Below are 16,567 nucleotides of genomic sequence, written 5' to 3'. Positions count from 1 at the left end.
GACGGGCGCGCACGCGTGTACGGACGCGGGATACGCTGGGGGGCGATGAACGACTCGGACGGAACGGTCTACCTCGACCATGCGGCGACCACGCCGATGGTCCCCGAGGCGATCGCGGCGATGGCCGAGCAGATGGCCATCACCGGCAACGCATCGTCGCTGCACGCCTCCGGCCGGGCTGCCCGCCGGACGGTCGAGGAGGCCCGTGAGCTGATCGCGGAGCGCTTCGGCGCCCGTCCCAGCGAGGTCGTGTTCTGCTCCGGCGGCACCGAGGCCAACAACCTGGCCATCAAGGGCCTGTACTGGTCGCGGCTGGCGCAGGACTCGGCACGCCACCGCATCGTCTTCAGCTCGATCGAGCACCACGCACTGCTCGACCCCGTCACCTGGCTGGCCAAGCACGAGGGCGCCGAGGTCGAGATGACCCCCGTCGACAAGCAGGGACGCATCCTGGTCGACGCGCTGCGTGCCGCCGTCGAGCGCGAGCCGTCCAGCGTCTCGGCGGTCACCACGATGTGGGCCAACAACGAGATGGGCACGATCCAGCCGATCGCGGACGTCGTGGAGATCGCCCGGGCGCACGGCATCCCGGTGCACAGCGACGCGGTGCAGGCCGCTGGCTACGTGCCTCTGGACTTCGCCGCGAGCGGCCTGGACGCCATGACGGTGACCGCCCACAAGCTGGGCGGACCGGTCGGCGTGGGCGCCTTGATCATCCGCCGCGAGATCGACGCGACACCCTTGCTGCACGGCGGCGGGCAGGAGCGCGACCTGCGCTCCGGCACCGTCAGCGTCCCGCTGATCGCCGCGTTCGCCAAGGCGGTCGACGTCACGATCGCCCGTCAGGCCGAGACCGTGGAACGCATCGAGACATTGCGCCGCCGCCTGGTCGAGGGCGTCGTGCGGGTCGTGCCCGATGCGATCGTCAACGGCGATCCCGAGCCGGGACCCGATCACCGCCTGCCCAACATCGCGCACGTGACGTTCCCCGGGTGCGAGGGCGACGCGATGCTGATGCTGCTGGACGCGCAGGGCATCGAGTGCTCGACCGGATCGGCGTGCGCCGCCGGCGTGCCGCAGCCCAGCCACGTGCTGCTCGCGATGGGCTACGACGACACCGCCGCCCGTGGGTCGCTGCGCTTCAGCCTCGGGCACACCTCGACCGAGGCCGATGTCGACCGCCTGCTGGAGGCGCTGCCGGCGGTGCGCCAGCGCGCCCTGCGGGCATCGCTGGTGCGGAGCGGCTCGTGAGGGCCCCGTGCCGGAGGCACCGATGAGAATCGTCGCGGCGATGTCCGGCGGCGTCGACTCGGCCGTGGCCGCTGCCCGTGCGGTCGACGCCGGCCACGACGTGACCGGCGTGCACCTGGCGCTGAGCCGCAACCCCCGCTCGTACCGCTCCGGCGCCCGCGGCTGCTGCTCGATCGAGGATGCCGGCGACGCGCGCCGCGCGGCCGATGCGCTGGGCATCCCGTTCTACGTGTGGGACATGAGCGAGGAGTTCGCCGATCACGTCGTCGACGACTTCATCGCCGAGTACACCGCCGGACGCACCCCGAACCCGTGCCTGCGCTGCAACGAGAAGATCAAGTTCGCCGCCGTGCTCGACCGCGCTATGGCGCTGGGCTTTGACGCCGTGGCGACCGGGCACTATGCGCAGCTCGAGACCGCCCCCGACGGGACGATCGAGATGCATCGCGCGATCGACATGGGCAAGGACCAGTCGTACGTGCTGGGCGTCCTGACCCAGGAGCAGCTGGCGCACTCGCTGTTCCCGCTGGGCGACACCACCAAGGACGTCGTGCGGGCCGAGGCCGCCGCCCGCGGCATCCAGGTCGCGCAGAAGCCCGACAGCCACGACATCTGCTTCATCCCCGACGGCGACAACGCCGGCTGGCTCGCCGAGAAGCTCGGCCCCAAGCCCGGGTCGATCGTCGACGAGGACGGCACGGTGCTGCGCGAGCACGACGGCGCGTACGCGTTCACGATCGGCCAGCGCCGCGGCCTGCGCCTGGGCGTGCCGGCCGACGACGGCAAGCCGCGGTTCGTCCTGGACATCGAGCCGGTCAGCGGCACGGTCACGGTCGGCTCCCGCGAGGCACTGTCGGTGGACGCGCTGGAGTGCGTCAAGCCCTTGTGGTGCGGCACCGCCCCGACCGAGCCGCTGGACTGCACCGTCCAGCTGCGCGCCCACGGCGATGAGCACCGCGCCCGGGTCACCGTCGCGCCGGTTGAGCCTGTCGAAACCACGCCGGTTGAGCCTGTCGAAACCACCGTCCACGTCGACCTGATCGACCCGGCCAGCGGCATCGCCCCCGGCCAGGCGTGTGTCATCTACGCCGGCACCCGCGTCGTCGGCTCCGCCACGATCTCCGCCACCACCCGTGTGGCGGTGCACTAGCCACCTATCTCGCTCCGGAGCGGTGCTTGACACACCTATCGGGAGCTGGATACGTGGCTCAGACACCGCCCAAGACAGAAAATAGGACTACATGGCACTGGCGACCGGCATCGGATCGATGCCCGGCACGGACTTCGCGGAGTCGCTGCGCATCGTGCTCGACACGGTCGGCGACCTGCCGTACGTCCCCGAGCTCCCGGCCCGCGGCGTCCACGCCGGCATGATCGGCCGGACCCTCGCGGTGCTGGAGGGGCTGGAGGCCGACCTGCAGCCCGATGGCTGGCGCGTCGGCGTGGGGGAGGGAGGCGACATCCGCCGGGCCCGCTCGCTCCTGGCCCAGGATCTGGACCTCGCCGAGGAGATGACCCAGGAGCACACCGGACCGATCAAGATCCAGATCACCGGACCGCTCACGCTGGCCGCCACCGTCGAGCGCCCGCGCGGCGACAAGATGCTGGCCGACCATGGAGCACGCCGCGAGCTGAGCCAGTCGCTGGCCGAAGGGCTGCGCTCCCACCTCGCGGACGTCCGCCGACGATTCGCCGGGTCCGAGGTCATCGTGCAGGTCGACGAGCCGGCGATCACCGCCGTCCTGGCCGGCCGCGTCCCGACCGCCAGTGGTTGGGGGAGCCACCGCACCGTCCACCCGCCGGAGGCCGACGCGCTGCTGCGGGGTGTCGTCGAGGTGATCATCGACGCCGGCGCACGCCCGGTCGTCCACTCGTGCGCCACCGACGTCCCGGTCGAGCTGCTCGCCGGCGCGGGGTTCACCGCGATCTCGTTCGACCTCGGGCTGATCCGTCCCGACGACGTGTGGGCCGAGACCTTCGAGAAGGGCGTCGACCTGTGGTTCGGCGTCGTCCCCTCGACTGACACGGCCATCTCGCACAAGGCCCTGGTCGAGCGGATCCAGACCTTCTTCGGCCACTTCGGCTTCGGCGAGGAGACGTACGACGGCCGCCTCGTCGTGACGCCGACCTGCGGTCTGGCCGGGGCGTCGCCCCAGTGGGCGGGGGACGCGCTCGCCGCCGCGCAGAGTGTCGCCGACCGGCGATAAAGTCGGGTCCATGGGCAATGACGACGAGCTGAGGCAGCGGCACAAGGAGCTCGCGGAGACGCTCATGGAGCATCGCGAGCGGTACTACGTCGAGGACTCGCCGACGATCTCCGATGCCGAGTACGACCAGCTCATGCGCGAGCTGGAGGGCTTGGAGGAGCAGCTGCCCGAGCTGCGCACGCCCGACTCTCCGACCCAGACCGTCGGCGGCTACGCCTCGTCCTCGTTCGCGGCGTACGAGCACCGTGAGCGACTGCTCAGCCTCGACAACGCCTTCTCGATCGAGGAGCTCGAGGCGTGGCACGGCCGGTTGATCCGCGAGGGCGTCGACGACGCCGAGTTCCTCTGCGAGCTCAAGGTCGACGGATTGGCGATCTCCCTGACGTACGAGAACGGCAGGCTCACCCGCGGTGTCACCCGCGGCGACGGCCGGGTGGGCGAGGACGTCACGAACAACGTCCGCACGATCAAGGTCATCCCGCACGAGCTCACGCCGTCGGACGAGTACCCGATCCCGGCCTATGTAGAGGTCCGCGGCGAGGTGTTCTTCCCGACCAAGGAATTCGAGGAGTTCAACACCGCGTGGGCCGAGTCGGGCAAGACTCCGTTCTCCAACCCCCGCAACGCCGCCGCCGGCACGCTGCGCATGAAGGACTCCTCGGTCACCGCGAGCCGTCCGCTGTCGATGGTCTGCCACGGCCTCGGCTACCGCGAGGGATTCAACCCCGAGCGGCAGAGCGAGGCCTATGACGCGCTCAAGGCATGGGGCCTGCCCACCAGCGACCGAGCGAAGGTGGTCAAGGATCTCGCCGCGGTCGAGGAGTTCATCGCCTACTACGGCGAGCACCGCCACGACGTGGTCCACGAGATCGACGGCGTCGTGGTCAAGGTCGACCAGGTCGACCGCCAGCGACGCCTCGGCGCGACGTCCCGCGCTCCGCGCTGGGCCATCGCCTGGAAGTACCCTCCCGAGGAGGTCAACACCCGGCTGCTGGACATCCGGGTCAACGTGGGCCGCACCGGCCGGGTCACCCCCTACGGCGTCATGGAGCCGATCCGGGTCGCCGGCTCGACCGTCGAGATGGCCACGCTGCACAACCAGCACGAGGTGAAGCGCAAGGGCGTGCGGATCGGCGACATGGTCGTGCTGCGCAAGGCGGGCGACGTGATCCCCGAGATCGTCGGGCCGGTCGTGGCGCTGCGCGACGGCAGCGAGCGCGAGTTCGTCTTCCCGACCGAGTGCCCCTCGTGCGGCACACCGCTGGCCCCGTCGCGTGAGGGCGACAAGGACATCCGCTGCCCCAACACCCGCTCGTGCCCGTCCCAGCTGCGCGAGCGGCTCACGCACGTCGGCGGCCGGGGCGCGTTCGACATCGAGGTCTTCGGGTGGGAGGGCGCCACGGCGCTGCTGGACGCCGGGGTGCTCACCGACGAGGGCGGCCTGTTCGCGCTGACCGCCGAGCAGCTGATGGGCGTGCCGCTGTACACCCGTGCCGCCAAGAAGAAGGAGATCGAGGCCGGCTCCGGCGACCGCGTGCTGAGCGCCAACGGCATCGCGCTGCTGAAGAATCTGCAGACCGCCAAGACCCAGCCGCTGTGGCGGGTGCTGGTGGCCCTGTCGATCCGGCACGTCGGCCCGACTGCCGCCCGCGCGCTCGCGGCCCACTTCGGCACGATGGAGGCCATCGAGGAGGTCCTCACGGTCGACGACCCGGTCCAGACGCTGTCGGCCGTCGACGGCGTGGGGCCCACGATCGCCGAGGCGGTCGTCGACTGGTTCAGCGTCGACTGGCACGCCGACATCGTCCGGCAGTGGCGTGACGCAGGAGTCGTCATGGCCGACGAACGGGACGAGTCGATCCCGCGCACGCTGGAGGGCCTGACGATCGTCGTGACCGGCTCGCTCGAGCGGTTCACCCGCGACTCCGTCAAGGAGACGATCATCGCCCACGGCGGCAAGGCGTCCGGCTCGGTGTCGAAGAAGACCGACTACGTCGTGGTGGGCGACAACGCCGGGACGAAGGCCGACAAGGCGCGCGATCTGGGCCGGCCGATCCTCGACGAGGAGGGCTTCGAGAGGCTGCTGGCCGAGGGTCCGCCCACTGCTGACGCGTGACCGACATACTGGGCGTATGACGGACGGGGAGCTGATCGAGGCGCTGCAGGCGATCTTCGCCGGCGACGGACCGGCCGACGCCATCGACCGCAGCGACGGCTACGGCGAGCGATACCGCATCGAGGCGGTCCGCTTGGTGCCCTCCGACGACGGCTTCGACGATCTCGAGGTCACGGTCCGGTTCCTGTGCCGGCCGGTCTGGCGTCGCCGCACGGTCGTGGCACGCCTGTTGTTCGACCGCGCGTGGCGTGAGGCCAGTGATCTGCTCGACCCGGCGTCCTGCGCGGCCTACGTCCTGGCCCGCTGGAGGTTCTCGCAGGTGCGGCCGGAGTCGCTGCGGGCGCGCCGCCGTCGCCGGTCCGCGGAGGCGGCTGTGCCCGGGATCGGGGTCTGCTGGCAGCAGCTGCTCGGGGGGTTGCGCCGGCCAGGCGTCGAGGTGACCGAGGATGACGGGCTGATCCGGCTCACGGGGGCCGGCGACGACACCGTGCAGGTCCACGTCACGCCGCAGCAGTGGCGGGCACATCTCGCGGACGCCCCCGACGCGCTGTCCCAGCTGCATGAGCAGATCGGCTCACGGTGGGACGACGAGCACCACATCGTGTTCTTCCGGGGTCGGTTCCACCAGTCGATCCGCGCCGAGCTCCCGCCGGTGCGCAGCATGCTGCTGCGTGAGCCCGAGCTGCCCGACGGCTTCGTGGGCTACCCGTAACATCGTCGGGTGCCTCCTCGCTCGCCGCTGCCGCCCCGCCACGGACTCGGTGCGGCGTGGCTGCGGACGCCCGACCGTGACCGCCCCCGGCCGAACCCGTGGCCGACGATGGGTGCGTGGCTGCGCCACCGGCTGCCCGAGCGGGTCGACGTCGCACAGCTGCTGACCGAGCAGCGCTTCGTGCACGACGACAACACCCCCGTGACCGAGGACGAGCCGTACACGCCGCACACCTTCGTGTGGTTCCACCGCGACCTGCCCGACGAGACCCATGTGCCCGGTGACCTGCACATCGTCCACCGCGACGAGCGGCTCGTCGTGGTCGACAAGCCGGCGTTCCTGTCGTCCATCCCGCGCGGCCAGCACATCCGGCAGAGCGTCGTCGTCCGGCTGCGCGACGAGCTAGGGCTGCCGGAGCTGTCACCGCTGCACCGGCTCGACCGCATCACGTCCGGACTGCTGCTGCTGGCCACGGAGCGTCGCTGGCGCGGTGCCTACCAGACGCTCTTCCAGGACAGCGCGGTCCGCAAGACGTACCGGGCGCTGGCCCCGCTGCGTGCCGATCTCGAGCTGCCGCTGACGGTGGCGAACCACATCGTCAAGCGGCGCGGCAGCTGGCAGGCCGAGGTCGTGCCGGACGCCCCGGTCAACGCCGAGACCCGGGTCGAGCTGGAGTCCGTGACCGGCGAGCTCGGCGTGTACCGGCTGACCCCGCGGACGGGGCGCACCCACCAGCTGCGCGTGCACCTGAACGGTCTCGGCATCCCGATCGTGGGGGACCCGCTGTACCCGACGGTGCGGGACATCGCGATCGACGACTTCAGCACCCCGTTGCAGCTCCTGGCCGCCGAGGTCGCGTTCACCGATCCGATCGACGGGACGGCCCGCGAGTTCCGCAGCGTCCGCGAGCTGCCGCTCTAGTTCTCGTCGTCGATGGCCACGGCGATGAATACTGCCGAGGCGATCACCACGAACGCCAGCGCCGGCCAGACCAGCCCGCCGGCCGCGGCGTACAGGGCGGTGGTCACGAACAGCATGATCTGGACGATGACGCGGGTCGGGTTGTCGAGCCGGCGCGCCGAGTTCGGCGACATCCACTGCGCCCAGATGCCGACCGCGACGAAGGCCAGGAACGCCCCGATCGCCCAACCACGCCACCCGTCCGCGAAGCCGTGGCCCGCCAGCACCAGCAGCACGACCATCGCGACCTCGCAGATGAGCGCCACGGCGTCGAGCGGTCCTACGTCCTGGGGCTTCTGGGGAGGCATGAACCCAGCCTAGGGAGTGCTACTTTCGCGCCATGAGCGAGTCCCCGCGGCAACGGCCCGTGATCCTGCTCGTCTCGTCCCGCACGCACCGGGACGCGCTGGAGGACGAGTTCCGCAGCCGATACTGGCGCGACTACGACGTGCGGACGCTGGAGGGCATCGACGGCGCTGCGGACGCCGCCGCCGCGCTGGTCCACGACGGACACCCGATCGCGCTGCTGGGCGTGGACCACACCCTCGAGGGGGACCCGCTCGCGCTGGTCGACGAGCTGCGCAGGCTCTCGCCGAGCAGCCGCCGCATCGTCCTGGTCTCGATGGCATCGTTCCGGGAGGCGCTGGACGAGCTGCGCCCGGCGCTGGCCGTCGGACGCCTGGACACCTACCTGCTGATCCCGCAGGGCCCGCGCGACGAGGAGTTCCACACCGCGATCGCCGAGTACCTGTCGGAGTGGGCCACGACGACGTCGGGACCGGAGGTCGCCGGGGTGCGCATCGTCGACGACGGCCGGCAGCCCGCGGTGGCCGGCATCCGCGACTTCCTGGACCGGATGGGTGCCCCGTGGACGCGCTACCGGCCCGACAGCCCGGTCGGACGTGAGCTGCTGGCCGAGGTGGGCCGGGACGCACCGCTGCCGCTGGTGGCGGCCTTTGACCGTCCCGCCATCACGGGGGCGACGGAGCGGCTCGTCGCGAGCGCCTTCTACGGCTCGCCGCGCGACCTGGGTGATGACTACGTGGCGGACCTGCTGATCATCGGCGCCGGCCCCGCGGGTCTCGCCGCTGCGGTCTACGGGGCGTCCGAAGGGCTGCGCACCGTGGTGCTGGACCCGGAGGCGGTCGGCGGCCAGGCCGGCACCAGCTCGATGATCCGCAACTACCTGGGCTTCCCACGCGGAGTCTCCGGCATGCGTCTGGCGTTCCGCGCCCGCCTGCAGGCGACCCGGTTCGGCGCGCGGATCTTCACCGGCCACGCCGTCGACGCGATGACGCTCGGCGACGTCCATGAGGTCTCGTACGGCGACGGCGTGCTCCGGGCACGGTCCGTGCTGATCGCGTGCGGCGTCCGGTACCGCCGCCTCGGCGTCCCCGCGCTGGAGGCGCTGGTGGGCACGGGGGTCCACTACGGCGCGGCGGCGAGCGTGGCACGCGAGATGGAGGGCCGCGACGTCATGATCGTCGGCGGCGGCAACTCCGCCGGGCAGGCCGCTATCCATCTGGCCCGGTTCGCCCGCAGCGTCACGATGGTGATCCGGCGCCCCAGCCTCGGCGAGACGATGTCGTCGTATCTGGTCGACGAGATCGCGACCCACGACGACATCTCGGTGTCGACGCGTTCACGGGTCACCGACGGCGGTGGCGACGGTCGACTGGAGTGGGTGCTGCTGGAGGGTGAGCACGGTGAGCCGCAGCGGATGCCGATCGACGGCCTGTTCCTGCTGCTCGGCGCCGAGCCCGGCACCGACTGGCTGCCCGACGAGGTCGTCCGGGACGACCGTGGGTTCGTGCTGACCGGTCGTGACATCCCCAAGGACCGCTGGCGCGACGGGCGCCCCCCGGCGCCACTGGAGACGACCGTCCCGGGGGTGTTCGCCGCCGGCGACGTCCGGGCGGGATCGATGAAGCGCGTCGCCTCGGCCAGCGGGGAGGGCGCCGGGGCGGTGTCGCAGGTGCACGCGCACCTGGCGCCCGCTCCCGACTAGGCCGCCCGGTCGACCGAGCGGACCCGGTTGGCGATGCTGGCGGCGAGCTCGGCCGGACGCTCGTCGAGGATCCAGTGCGAGACGCCGTGATAGACCTCCAGCTCGTACGGGCCGCTGACGAACTGCGGGGTCAGCTCGGCGCCACGTCGGGCGAGGGCGGCATCGTGATCGCTCCACACGTACGTCGTCGGCACCGACACGCGCTTGCCCAGCGCGCCGGCGGCCAGCGGCACCGACCGGTAGTAGCCGAGGCCGCCCTTCAGTGCGCCGGCCTGGACGATCTCGCTGCGGAAGGTCTCGATCATCTCCGTGCTCATGCCCGCCGACCGCAGCATCATCTCGCCGGGGCCGTTCTTGAGGCTCAACAGCCACTCCGGCAGGACCGGGAGCTGGAACAGCAGCATGTAGTACGACTTGAGCGCTTGAGTGCTGCTGGTCAGCGACTTCACGAACGCTGCGGGGTGGGCCACCGAGACCGCGGTCAGTGAGTGGATCAGGTCCGGATGGGCGCCCGCGACCGACCAGGCCACGATCGCTCCCCAGTCGTGGCCGACGAGGTGCACGGGCGTCCCGATCCGGTCGATCAGCGCCTTGACGTCGGCGACGAGGGCAGGCACCTGGTAGCCGAAGCGCGAGCGCGGACGGGCCCCGGGGGAGTAGCCGCGCTGGTCCAGCGCGTACGTGCGCATCCCAGCGGCGTGCAGGTGCTGCGACACGGCGTCCCACGCGCTCGCACGCTGCGGAAAGCCGTGCAGGAGGACGACGGGCGTGCCGTCGAGCGGTCCGCCGTCGATCACGTCGAAGGTGAGCCCGGCGTGTCGGAACTGGTCGATTCGCTGGTCGGTCATCGTCCAATCCTGTCAGGAATGCCACGCTTCGGCAGGTCTTGATGGCCCGGGAAGAGCACGGTCGCCCGGTCACTAGGATGGTGGAGAAGAACCACCCGCCTGCAAGACCACCCACTCGCAAGGAACGTGTATGTCTGAGCCCGCCACGGGTATCTCGCGCGATGACGTCGTCCATCTGGCCGGCCTCGCCCGCATCGATCTCAGCGATGCTGAGCTCGACCACCTCGCCAGCGAGCTGCCGGCGATCCTCGAGCACGTCGCGAGCGTCCAGGAGGCCGCCGGTGACGACGTCCCGGCCATGAGCCACCCGGTGCCCGTCGACAACGTGTTCCGCGAGGACGTCGTCCGACCCAGCCTGGCCCCCGAGGACGCGCTCGCCGGCGCCCCGGCGTCCGACCAGCAGCGGTTCCTCGTCCCGAAGATCCTGGGGGAGTCATGAGCACCGATCTCACGCGCAAGACCGCTGACGAGCTGGCCCAGTCGCTGGCCGCCAAGGAGGTCTCCTCCGTCGAGGTGACCCAGGCGCTCGTCGATCGCATCGGCGCCGTCGACGGTGCCGTCCACGCCTTCCTGCACGTCGACGCCGAGGGTGCGCTGGCCACCGCGGCCGACATCGACGACCGCCGCGCGAAGGGCGAGCAGCTGTCGTACCTCGCCGGCGTGCCGATCGCGATCAAGGACGTCCTGGCGACCAAGGGCATGCCCACCACGTGCGGCTCCAAGATCCTCGAGGGCTGGATCCCGCCCTACGACGCGACGGTCACCGCCACGATCAAGGCCGCCGGCCTGCCGATCCTGGGCAAGACCAACATGGACGAGTTCGCGATGGGCTCGTCGACCGAGCACTCCGCCTACGGCCCGACGCACAACCCGTGGGACACGACGCGCATCCCCGGTGGCTCCGGCGGTGGTTCGGCCGCAGCCGTCGCCGCCTTCGAGGCGCCGCTGGCGATCGGCACCGACACCGGTGGCTCGATCCGTCAGCCCGGCGCCCTGACCGGCACGGTCGGCGTCAAGCCCACGTACGGCGGCATCAGCCGCTACGGCCTCGTCGCGATGGCCAGCAGCCTGGACCAGGCCGGCCCCGTCACGCGCACCGTGCTGGATGCGGCGCTGCTGCACGAGCTCATCGCCGGTCACGACCCGATGGACTCCACGAGCATCCCCGACGCCGTCCCGCCGGTCGTCGCCGCGGCCCGCCGCGCCGACGTCAAGGGCCTCAAGATCGGCATCGTCAAGGAGCTGGGCGGAGAGGGCTTCCAGCCCGGCGTCGAGGCACGGTTCACCGAGGCCGTCGAGCTGCTGACCTCCGCGGGCGCGGAGGTCGTCGAGGTCTCGATCCCGAGCCTCAAGTACGCCCTGGGTGCCTACTACCTGGTGATGCCGAGCGAGGCCAGCAGCAACCTGGCCAAGTTCGACGCGATGCGTTACGGCGTCCGCGTGGCCCCGGCCGGGGTCGACGACCCCAGTGCCGAGCAGGTCATGGCGTCCAGCCGCGACGCCGGTTTCGGCGACGAGGTCAAGCGCCGCATCATCCTGGGCACGTACGCCCTGTCCAGCGGCTACTACGACGCCTACTACGGCTCGGCCCAGAAGGTGCGCACCGTCCTGGCCCGCGACTTCGCCGCGGCCTTCGCCGATGTCGACGTCCTGGTGTCGCCGACGTCGCCCACCACGGCGTACCCGCTGGGCGAGAAGCTGGACGACCCGCTGGCGATGTACCTCGGTGACGTCGCCACGATCCCGGCCAACCTGGTCGGCATCCCCGGCCTGTCCCTGCCGGTCGGCCTGGCCGACGAGGACGGCCTGCCGGTCGGCCTGCAGTTCCTGGCCCCGCAGAAGGCCGATGACCGCCTCTACAACGCGGCGGCCGCCCTCGAGCGGATGCTCGAGCAGAACTGGGGCGGCACCCTGCTGTCCCGCGCACCCGAGCTGGAGGCCGCACGATGAGCGCCGCAACCGAGACGTTGGTCCCCTTCGACGAGGCGATCAGCCGCTACGACCCCGTGATGGGCCTCGAGATCCACATCGAGCTCAACACCGCGACGAAGATGTTCTGCGGCTGCCCGACCGAGTTCGGCGCCGAGCCCAACACGCAGGTGTGCCCGGTCTGCCTCGCGCTGCCCGGCGCACTGCCGGTCGTCAACGCCAAGGCCGTGGAGTCGGCGATTCGCATGGGCCTGGCGCTCAACTGCGAGATCGCGCAGTGGTGCCGGTTCGCGCGGAAGAACTACTTCTACCCGGACATGCCGAAGAACTTCCAGACCTCGCAGTACGACGAGCCCATCGCCTTCGACGGGTACGTCGACGTCGAGGTCGAGGGTGAGACGTTCCGCATCGAGATCGAGCGGGCGCACATGGAGGAGGACACCGGCAAGGCGCTGCACGTCGGCGGCTCCACCGGACGCATCCACGGCGCCGACTTCTCGCTGGTCGACTACAACCGGGCGGGCATCCCGTTGATCGAGATCGTCACCCGCACGATCGAGGTCCCGGCGGAGAAGGCTCCGGCCGTCGCTCGTGCCTATGTGTCGTACGTCCGCGACCTGATCGGTGGGCTCGGCGTCTCCGACGTCCGCATGGACCAGGGATCGCTGCGCGCCGACGTCAACCTCTCGCTCAAGCCGAAGGGCTCGGACGTCCTGGGCACCCGCTCGGAGACGAAGAACGTCAACTCGTTCCGGTCCGTCGAGCGCGCCGTGCGCTACGAGATCTCACGCCACGCGGGCATCCTCGACGCCGGCGGCAAGGTCGTCCAGGAGACCCGCCACTTCCAGGAGGACTCCGGCACGACCCTGCCGGGTCGCGAGAAGTCCGACGCCGACGACTACCGCTACTTCCCGGAGCCCGACCTGGCGCCCGTCTCGCCGTCCCGCGAGTGGGTCGAGGAGCTGCGGGCCACGCTGCCCGAGCCGCCGGCCGTCCGTCGTGCCCGGCTGCAGGCCGACTGGGGATTCTCCGACCTCGACATGCGCGACACGATCGGCGCGGGTGCGCTCGACCTGATCGTGGCGACGGTCGAGGCCGGCACGACCCCGCAGGCCGCCAAGAAGTGGTGGCTCGGCGAGATGGCCCGGCGCGCCAACGAGAGCGGACAGGACATCGACGCGCTCGGCATCACGCCGCAGCAGGTGGCCGAGATCCAGGCGCTCATCGACGCGGGTCGCATCAACGACAAGCTCGCCCGTTCGGTCTTCGACGGCGTCATCGCGGGGGAGGGCACGGCCGAGGAGGTCGTGGTCTCGCGCAAGCTCGAGGTCGTGTCGGACGACGGCGCGCTCGGTGCCGCGGTCGACCGTGCCATCGAGGCCGACCCGGACGCGGCCCAGAAGGTGCGCGCGGGCAACCTCGGCGTCGCCGGTGCGCTGATCGGTGCGGTCATGAAGGAGATGCGCGGCCAGGCCGACGCCGGTCGCGTCCGCGAGCTGATCCTGGAGAAGCTCAGCTGACGGCTGCGTCGTGAGGGTGTCCTGATCACGGGGTGCCGGGGTTACCGTCGAAGGACCGACCCCAGGAGGCACTCCATGACCGTCATCGATCTCCCCGACGTCCACACCTGCTCCGTCGAAGGCTGTTCGTACAACAGCGACACCGCCTGCCATGCCGGCGCCATCACGGTGTCCGGCTCGCAGGCGGCCTGCGGCACCTTCATCGACCTCGGCTCCAGCGGTGGGCTGAGCAAGATGGTGGCCAAGGTGGGTGCGTGCCACCGGACGGACTGCCGGCACAACGAGAACCTCGAGTGTGGCGCGAGCTCGATCTCGGTCGGCCCCGGGGCGGACGCGGCGGACTGCCTGACGTACGAACGCACCTGAGGGGCGGTCAGCCCACGCGGGCCAGCAGCTCGTTGAGCTCCTCCAGGACGATCTCGGGGAACTCGACCGGCAGGAAGTGTGTTGCGTTCAGCTCGCGATAGCGCGATCCCTTGATCCGCTGCGCGGCGGTGCGCATGTGTCGTGCGCCGGTGAACACATCCCACTTGGCGGCCAGGAACGTCACCGGGATGTCCACGTCGCTGAGCGAGACACGGGCGTGCTTGGAGACGCTGATCGCGAGCTTGGCGTACCAGGCCGGATGGGTCGTGAAGAACTCCTGCAGCAGCACGCGCACCTCGGCCGTGTCGGCAGCCGGGTTGATGAACCGGCTCTGACGGATCAGGTCGGCGGTCGCATTGGTCCACGGCACACGCCGGGTGAGGGGTGCCAGCGCGTGGCCGGTGACCGTCACCGTGTGGGAGACCCCGACCATCAGGCTGCGAGCCAGCAGCGGAGGGACGCGCAGCGGCGCGAGCATCGTCGAGAAGGTGTTGCCGGGCACGCCGGCCACCGCCAGGATGCCGTTCACCCGCCCGGGATGGCGGGCGTTGATCTCGAAGGCGATCGTGACCCCGGTCGACCAGGCGGCCACCACGCAGGCGTCGATTCCGGCATCGTCCATGACCGCGATGCCGTCCTCGACGAATGAGTCGAGATCGATCCGTCCGTCGGAGGGACGGGCCGACCCGCCCGTGCCCCGATGGTTCCAGCCGACCACGCGGAACCCCGAGTCGGCACGCATGAGCGACGGCCAGGCGTACGGGTTGGTGCCCAGTCCGTTCGACACCAGCACCGTCGGCCCGTCGCCGTCATTCGTCCAGGCCCGGATGCGGGTCCCGTCTGCACTCTCGACATCGTAGAAACGCAGCAGCGGGGGAGTGGGCGAGTTCACGCGCCGATTGTGCACGCCGAGGGGTGCAACGGCAACGCGTGACGCGCGATAGGTTGCACCATGCGATGGGACAAGTTGGCCGCCGGGCTGCTGCTCGCCTGCTCCCTGGCATCTGTGCTTGCCCCGATCGATCCTTCGGCGAGGGGATCTGTGGCTGGCGCGACAGGCGTGCTGGGGCTCGTCGTTCTGCGTCGAGCCACGAGGCAGCCACCAAGGGGGCGCGTCCTCCTGGCGTTCACCACGGGTGCCTTCGCGCTCCTCGCGGTGGCCTTCGTCTGGTCGTTCGCCACGACGGACGACCGCGGTGTCGGTGGAGGACTCAGCTTCATGGCAGCGGTGCTGCTGACGGGGGTCGCGGTTTCTCTGGTGCTCGCGAACTTTGCCGTGTCATGCCTGGACGTCGTCCTGGGACAACCGCAGAAGTCTCGCGCCCGTGGGCGTGCCGGTGGGCCGCCGGACGCTGGGGGTCAGGCGGCTTGGCGGTAGCCGGTTCGTCGTCGGCGGCGGATGGGCCGCCCGGCTCGGTTGGTGAAGGTGAATCCGTCGACGGCATTGCCCTCGATGTGCAACCTGCCGCGGTGCAGCAGGTGATGGCATCGAACGCACAACCCGATCAGCTGGTCGACGTCGGTGCGACCGCCGAGGGACCACCACACGACGTGGTGAATCTCCAGGTGGGTGTGGTTGCACCCGGGGGTCGCGCAGACCCCGCCCTGGCGGGCGATCACTGAACGGCGTTGCTTGAGGTTCGGCTGGTACTTCGCCGTGCCAGCGTTGAGCACTTGGGCCTGTCGTTGACCGCCGTCGGTTCCCATCAAGAAGGCGGTGACCTCGCTGATGCACATGAAGTACATCAGCAGGTTGGGGCCGATCGCCCCGTGCCCGGCCAGGGTGGCCGGTTCGGTGGGCGGCATCGGATCGGGACGGAGGTACGGTTCTTCGGTCTGCTGACGGACCTGCTCAGCAGCGGCGGCAACGGTGTCGGCGTCAGCGAACACCGACACGTGCGGCTTCAGCCCCTTGTCCGAGGGCAGCTGCCCGCTGCCCAAGATGGACGACAGCAGGTCGTCCAACCCCTGCACCCGCCGCTCCGAACCGGACCGGGGGTCCTCGGGGCCATCAGGGGCGGAGACTGAGTCGAGGACCTTCTTCAGCATGGCCCCGGTCACGGTGTTCAAGAACCCGGTCACGTGCCAGCCATCGGGCAGGGCGTTGACCTGGAAGTCCTGCTTGTCCATCCCCTTCTCCCACGCATCATCCAGATCGTCCGGATGCGTGCGGTCCTTCAGATGCTTGACCGCCTCGAACAGCTCACCCGGCTCGTGCTCACAGGCGACCTGCACAAACAGTTCCTCGTGCATCCGCATCAGGTCGAGCCCGACGTGGGCGAGCCCGTAGACGAACACCCGGACGTGCGCGGCGCTGATCTGCCCCGTCACGGCAGCCTCGGCCACCAGCGACAGGTCGCGTAGCGCGGCGACGCTGCGCACCAGCGCCGTGGCCTGCCCCGCATTCATCCGCAACTGCGTGCGCACCCAGGCGTTCAGCGTTGACGCGCCGTCGATCTCAAAATCCTTGGAGGCCTCCAGCTCGGCCAGCAGCATCGCCTTGGCCGCATCAAGCGCATCCTGGGCGGCCTGCACCGAGTGCAGCTTCTCGCGCACATCACCCACTCTCAGCACGCCTGCGGCGGTCCGCATCGCGTCGATGGTGGGGGCCGGGTCCATGACTTCATTCTATTCGAACACATGTTCGAAT

General features: G+C 70.6%; 15 protein-coding genes. 11 read left to right on the top strand and 4 right to left on the bottom strand.

Features of this window, described 5'->3' with window-relative positions:
• The first annotated feature begins 45 nt into the window (after window positions 1-45).
• The 6 genes from NQV15_RS12120 to NQV15_RS12095 all read left to right on the top strand — a co-directional run bounded on the left by NQV15_RS12120 (window position 46) and on the right by NQV15_RS12095 (window position 7,207).
• On the top strand, window positions 46-1,251 hold the full coding sequence (locus NQV15_RS12120; protein ID WP_232400135.1) for a cysteine desulfurase family protein: 1,206 nt from the start codon (window positions 46-48) through the stop codon (window positions 1,249-1,251).
• A gap of 22 nt (window positions 1,252-1,273) precedes the next feature.
• The gene (gene mnmA / locus NQV15_RS12115) at window positions 1,274-2,401 is read left to right on the top strand and encodes a tRNA 2-thiouridine(34) synthase MnmA (protein WP_232400134.1); all 1,128 of its coding nucleotides are present in this window, start codon (window positions 1,274-1,276) and stop codon (window positions 2,399-2,401) included.
• 91 nt (window positions 2,402-2,492) lie between these two features.
• Window positions 2,493-3,458, top strand: coding sequence for a uroporphyrinogen decarboxylase/cobalamine-independent methonine synthase family protein (locus tag NQV15_RS12110; RefSeq protein WP_232400133.1), 966 nt, complete (start codon window positions 2,493-2,495; stop codon window positions 3,456-3,458).
• 10 nt (window positions 3,459-3,468) lie between these two features.
• Window positions 3,469-5,574 (top strand): NAD-dependent DNA ligase LigA, encoded by a 2,106-nt coding sequence (gene ligA, locus NQV15_RS12105; RefSeq protein WP_232400132.1) that lies wholly within the window; start codon window positions 3,469-3,471, stop codon window positions 5,572-5,574.
• 16 nt (window positions 5,575-5,590) lie between these two features.
• Entirely contained in the window at window positions 5,591-6,286 is a 696-nt protein-coding gene (locus NQV15_RS12100) for a hypothetical protein (protein WP_232400131.1), read from the top strand.
• 108 nt (window positions 6,287-6,394) lie between these two features.
• Window positions 6,395-7,207: a pseudouridine synthase gene (locus NQV15_RS12095; RefSeq protein ID WP_232400370.1), complete on the top strand. Its 813-nt coding sequence runs from the start codon at window positions 6,395-6,397 to the stop codon at window positions 7,205-7,207.
• Here NQV15_RS12095 and NQV15_RS12090 read toward each other — a convergent pair.
• Window positions 7,204-7,554: a DUF2568 domain-containing protein gene (locus NQV15_RS12090; RefSeq protein WP_232400130.1), complete on the bottom strand. Its 351-nt coding sequence runs from the start codon at window positions 7,552-7,554 to the stop codon at window positions 7,204-7,206. The two genes, NQV15_RS12095 and NQV15_RS12090, sit on opposite strands and share 4 nt — an antisense overlap.
• Window positions 7,555-7,586: 32 nt before the next feature.
• On the opposite strand from NQV15_RS12090, the gene NQV15_RS12085 reads away from it, so the two are divergent.
• Complete coding sequence (locus tag NQV15_RS12085) at window positions 7,587-9,254, top strand: FAD-dependent oxidoreductase (protein ID WP_232400129.1); 1,668 nt, start codon at window positions 7,587-7,589, stop codon at window positions 9,252-9,254.
• Here NQV15_RS12085 and NQV15_RS12080 read toward each other — a convergent pair.
• A complete protein-coding gene (locus tag NQV15_RS12080) occupies window positions 9,251-10,102 on the bottom strand; it encodes an alpha/beta fold hydrolase (RefSeq protein ID WP_232400128.1) in 852 nt (283 codons plus the stop codon). The two genes, NQV15_RS12085 and NQV15_RS12080, sit on opposite strands and share 4 nt — an antisense overlap.
• A gap of 130 nt (window positions 10,103-10,232) precedes the next feature.
• On the opposite strand from NQV15_RS12080, the gene gatC reads away from it, so the two are divergent.
• The 4 genes from gatC (at window position 10,233) to NQV15_RS12060 (ending at window position 13,917) form a co-directional block, all read left to right on the top strand.
• Complete coding sequence (gene gatC / locus NQV15_RS12075; RefSeq protein WP_232400126.1) at window positions 10,233-10,541, top strand: Asp-tRNA(Asn)/Glu-tRNA(Gln) amidotransferase subunit GatC; 309 nt, start codon at window positions 10,233-10,235, stop codon at window positions 10,539-10,541.
• Window positions 10,538-12,052, top strand: coding sequence for an Asp-tRNA(Asn)/Glu-tRNA(Gln) amidotransferase subunit GatA (gatA, locus tag NQV15_RS12070; protein ID WP_232400125.1), 1,515 nt, complete (start codon window positions 10,538-10,540; stop codon window positions 12,050-12,052). The genes gatC and gatA overlap by 4 nt, the downstream gene beginning before the upstream one ends.
• Window positions 12,049-13,551, top strand: a complete 1,503-nt coding sequence (gene gatB, locus NQV15_RS12065) for an Asp-tRNA(Asn)/Glu-tRNA(Gln) amidotransferase subunit GatB (protein WP_232400122.1) — start codon at window positions 12,049-12,051, stop codon at window positions 13,549-13,551. The genes gatA and gatB overlap by 4 nt, the downstream gene beginning before the upstream one ends.
• Window positions 13,552-13,626: 75 nt before the next feature.
• Complete coding sequence (locus tag NQV15_RS12060; RefSeq protein ID WP_232400120.1) at window positions 13,627-13,917, top strand: DUF1540 domain-containing protein; 291 nt, start codon at window positions 13,627-13,629, stop codon at window positions 13,915-13,917.
• Window positions 13,918-13,924: 7 nt separating this feature from the next.
• Here NQV15_RS12060 and NQV15_RS12055 read toward each other — a convergent pair whose 3' ends face one another.
• Together NQV15_RS12055 and NQV15_RS12050 are read right to left on the bottom strand one after the other, a co-directional pair.
• A complete protein-coding gene (locus tag NQV15_RS12055; RefSeq protein ID WP_232400118.1) occupies window positions 13,925-14,809 on the bottom strand; it encodes an alpha/beta fold hydrolase in 885 nt (294 codons plus the stop codon).
• Between the two features lie 467 nt (window positions 14,810-15,276).
• Complete coding sequence (locus NQV15_RS12050; protein ID WP_232400117.1) at window positions 15,277-16,536, bottom strand: HNH endonuclease; 1,260 nt, start codon at window positions 16,534-16,536, stop codon at window positions 15,277-15,279.
• Between the last annotated feature and the right edge of the window lie 31 nt (window positions 16,537-16,567).

Source organism: Aeromicrobium wangtongii, assembly GCF_024584515.1.
GTDB lineage: Bacteria > Actinomycetota > Actinomycetes > Propionibacteriales > Nocardioidaceae > Aeromicrobium > Aeromicrobium wangtongii.
The sequence above is the reverse complement of the archived record's forward strand: the minus strand, read 5'-3'. Positions and strand labels throughout refer to the sequence as shown.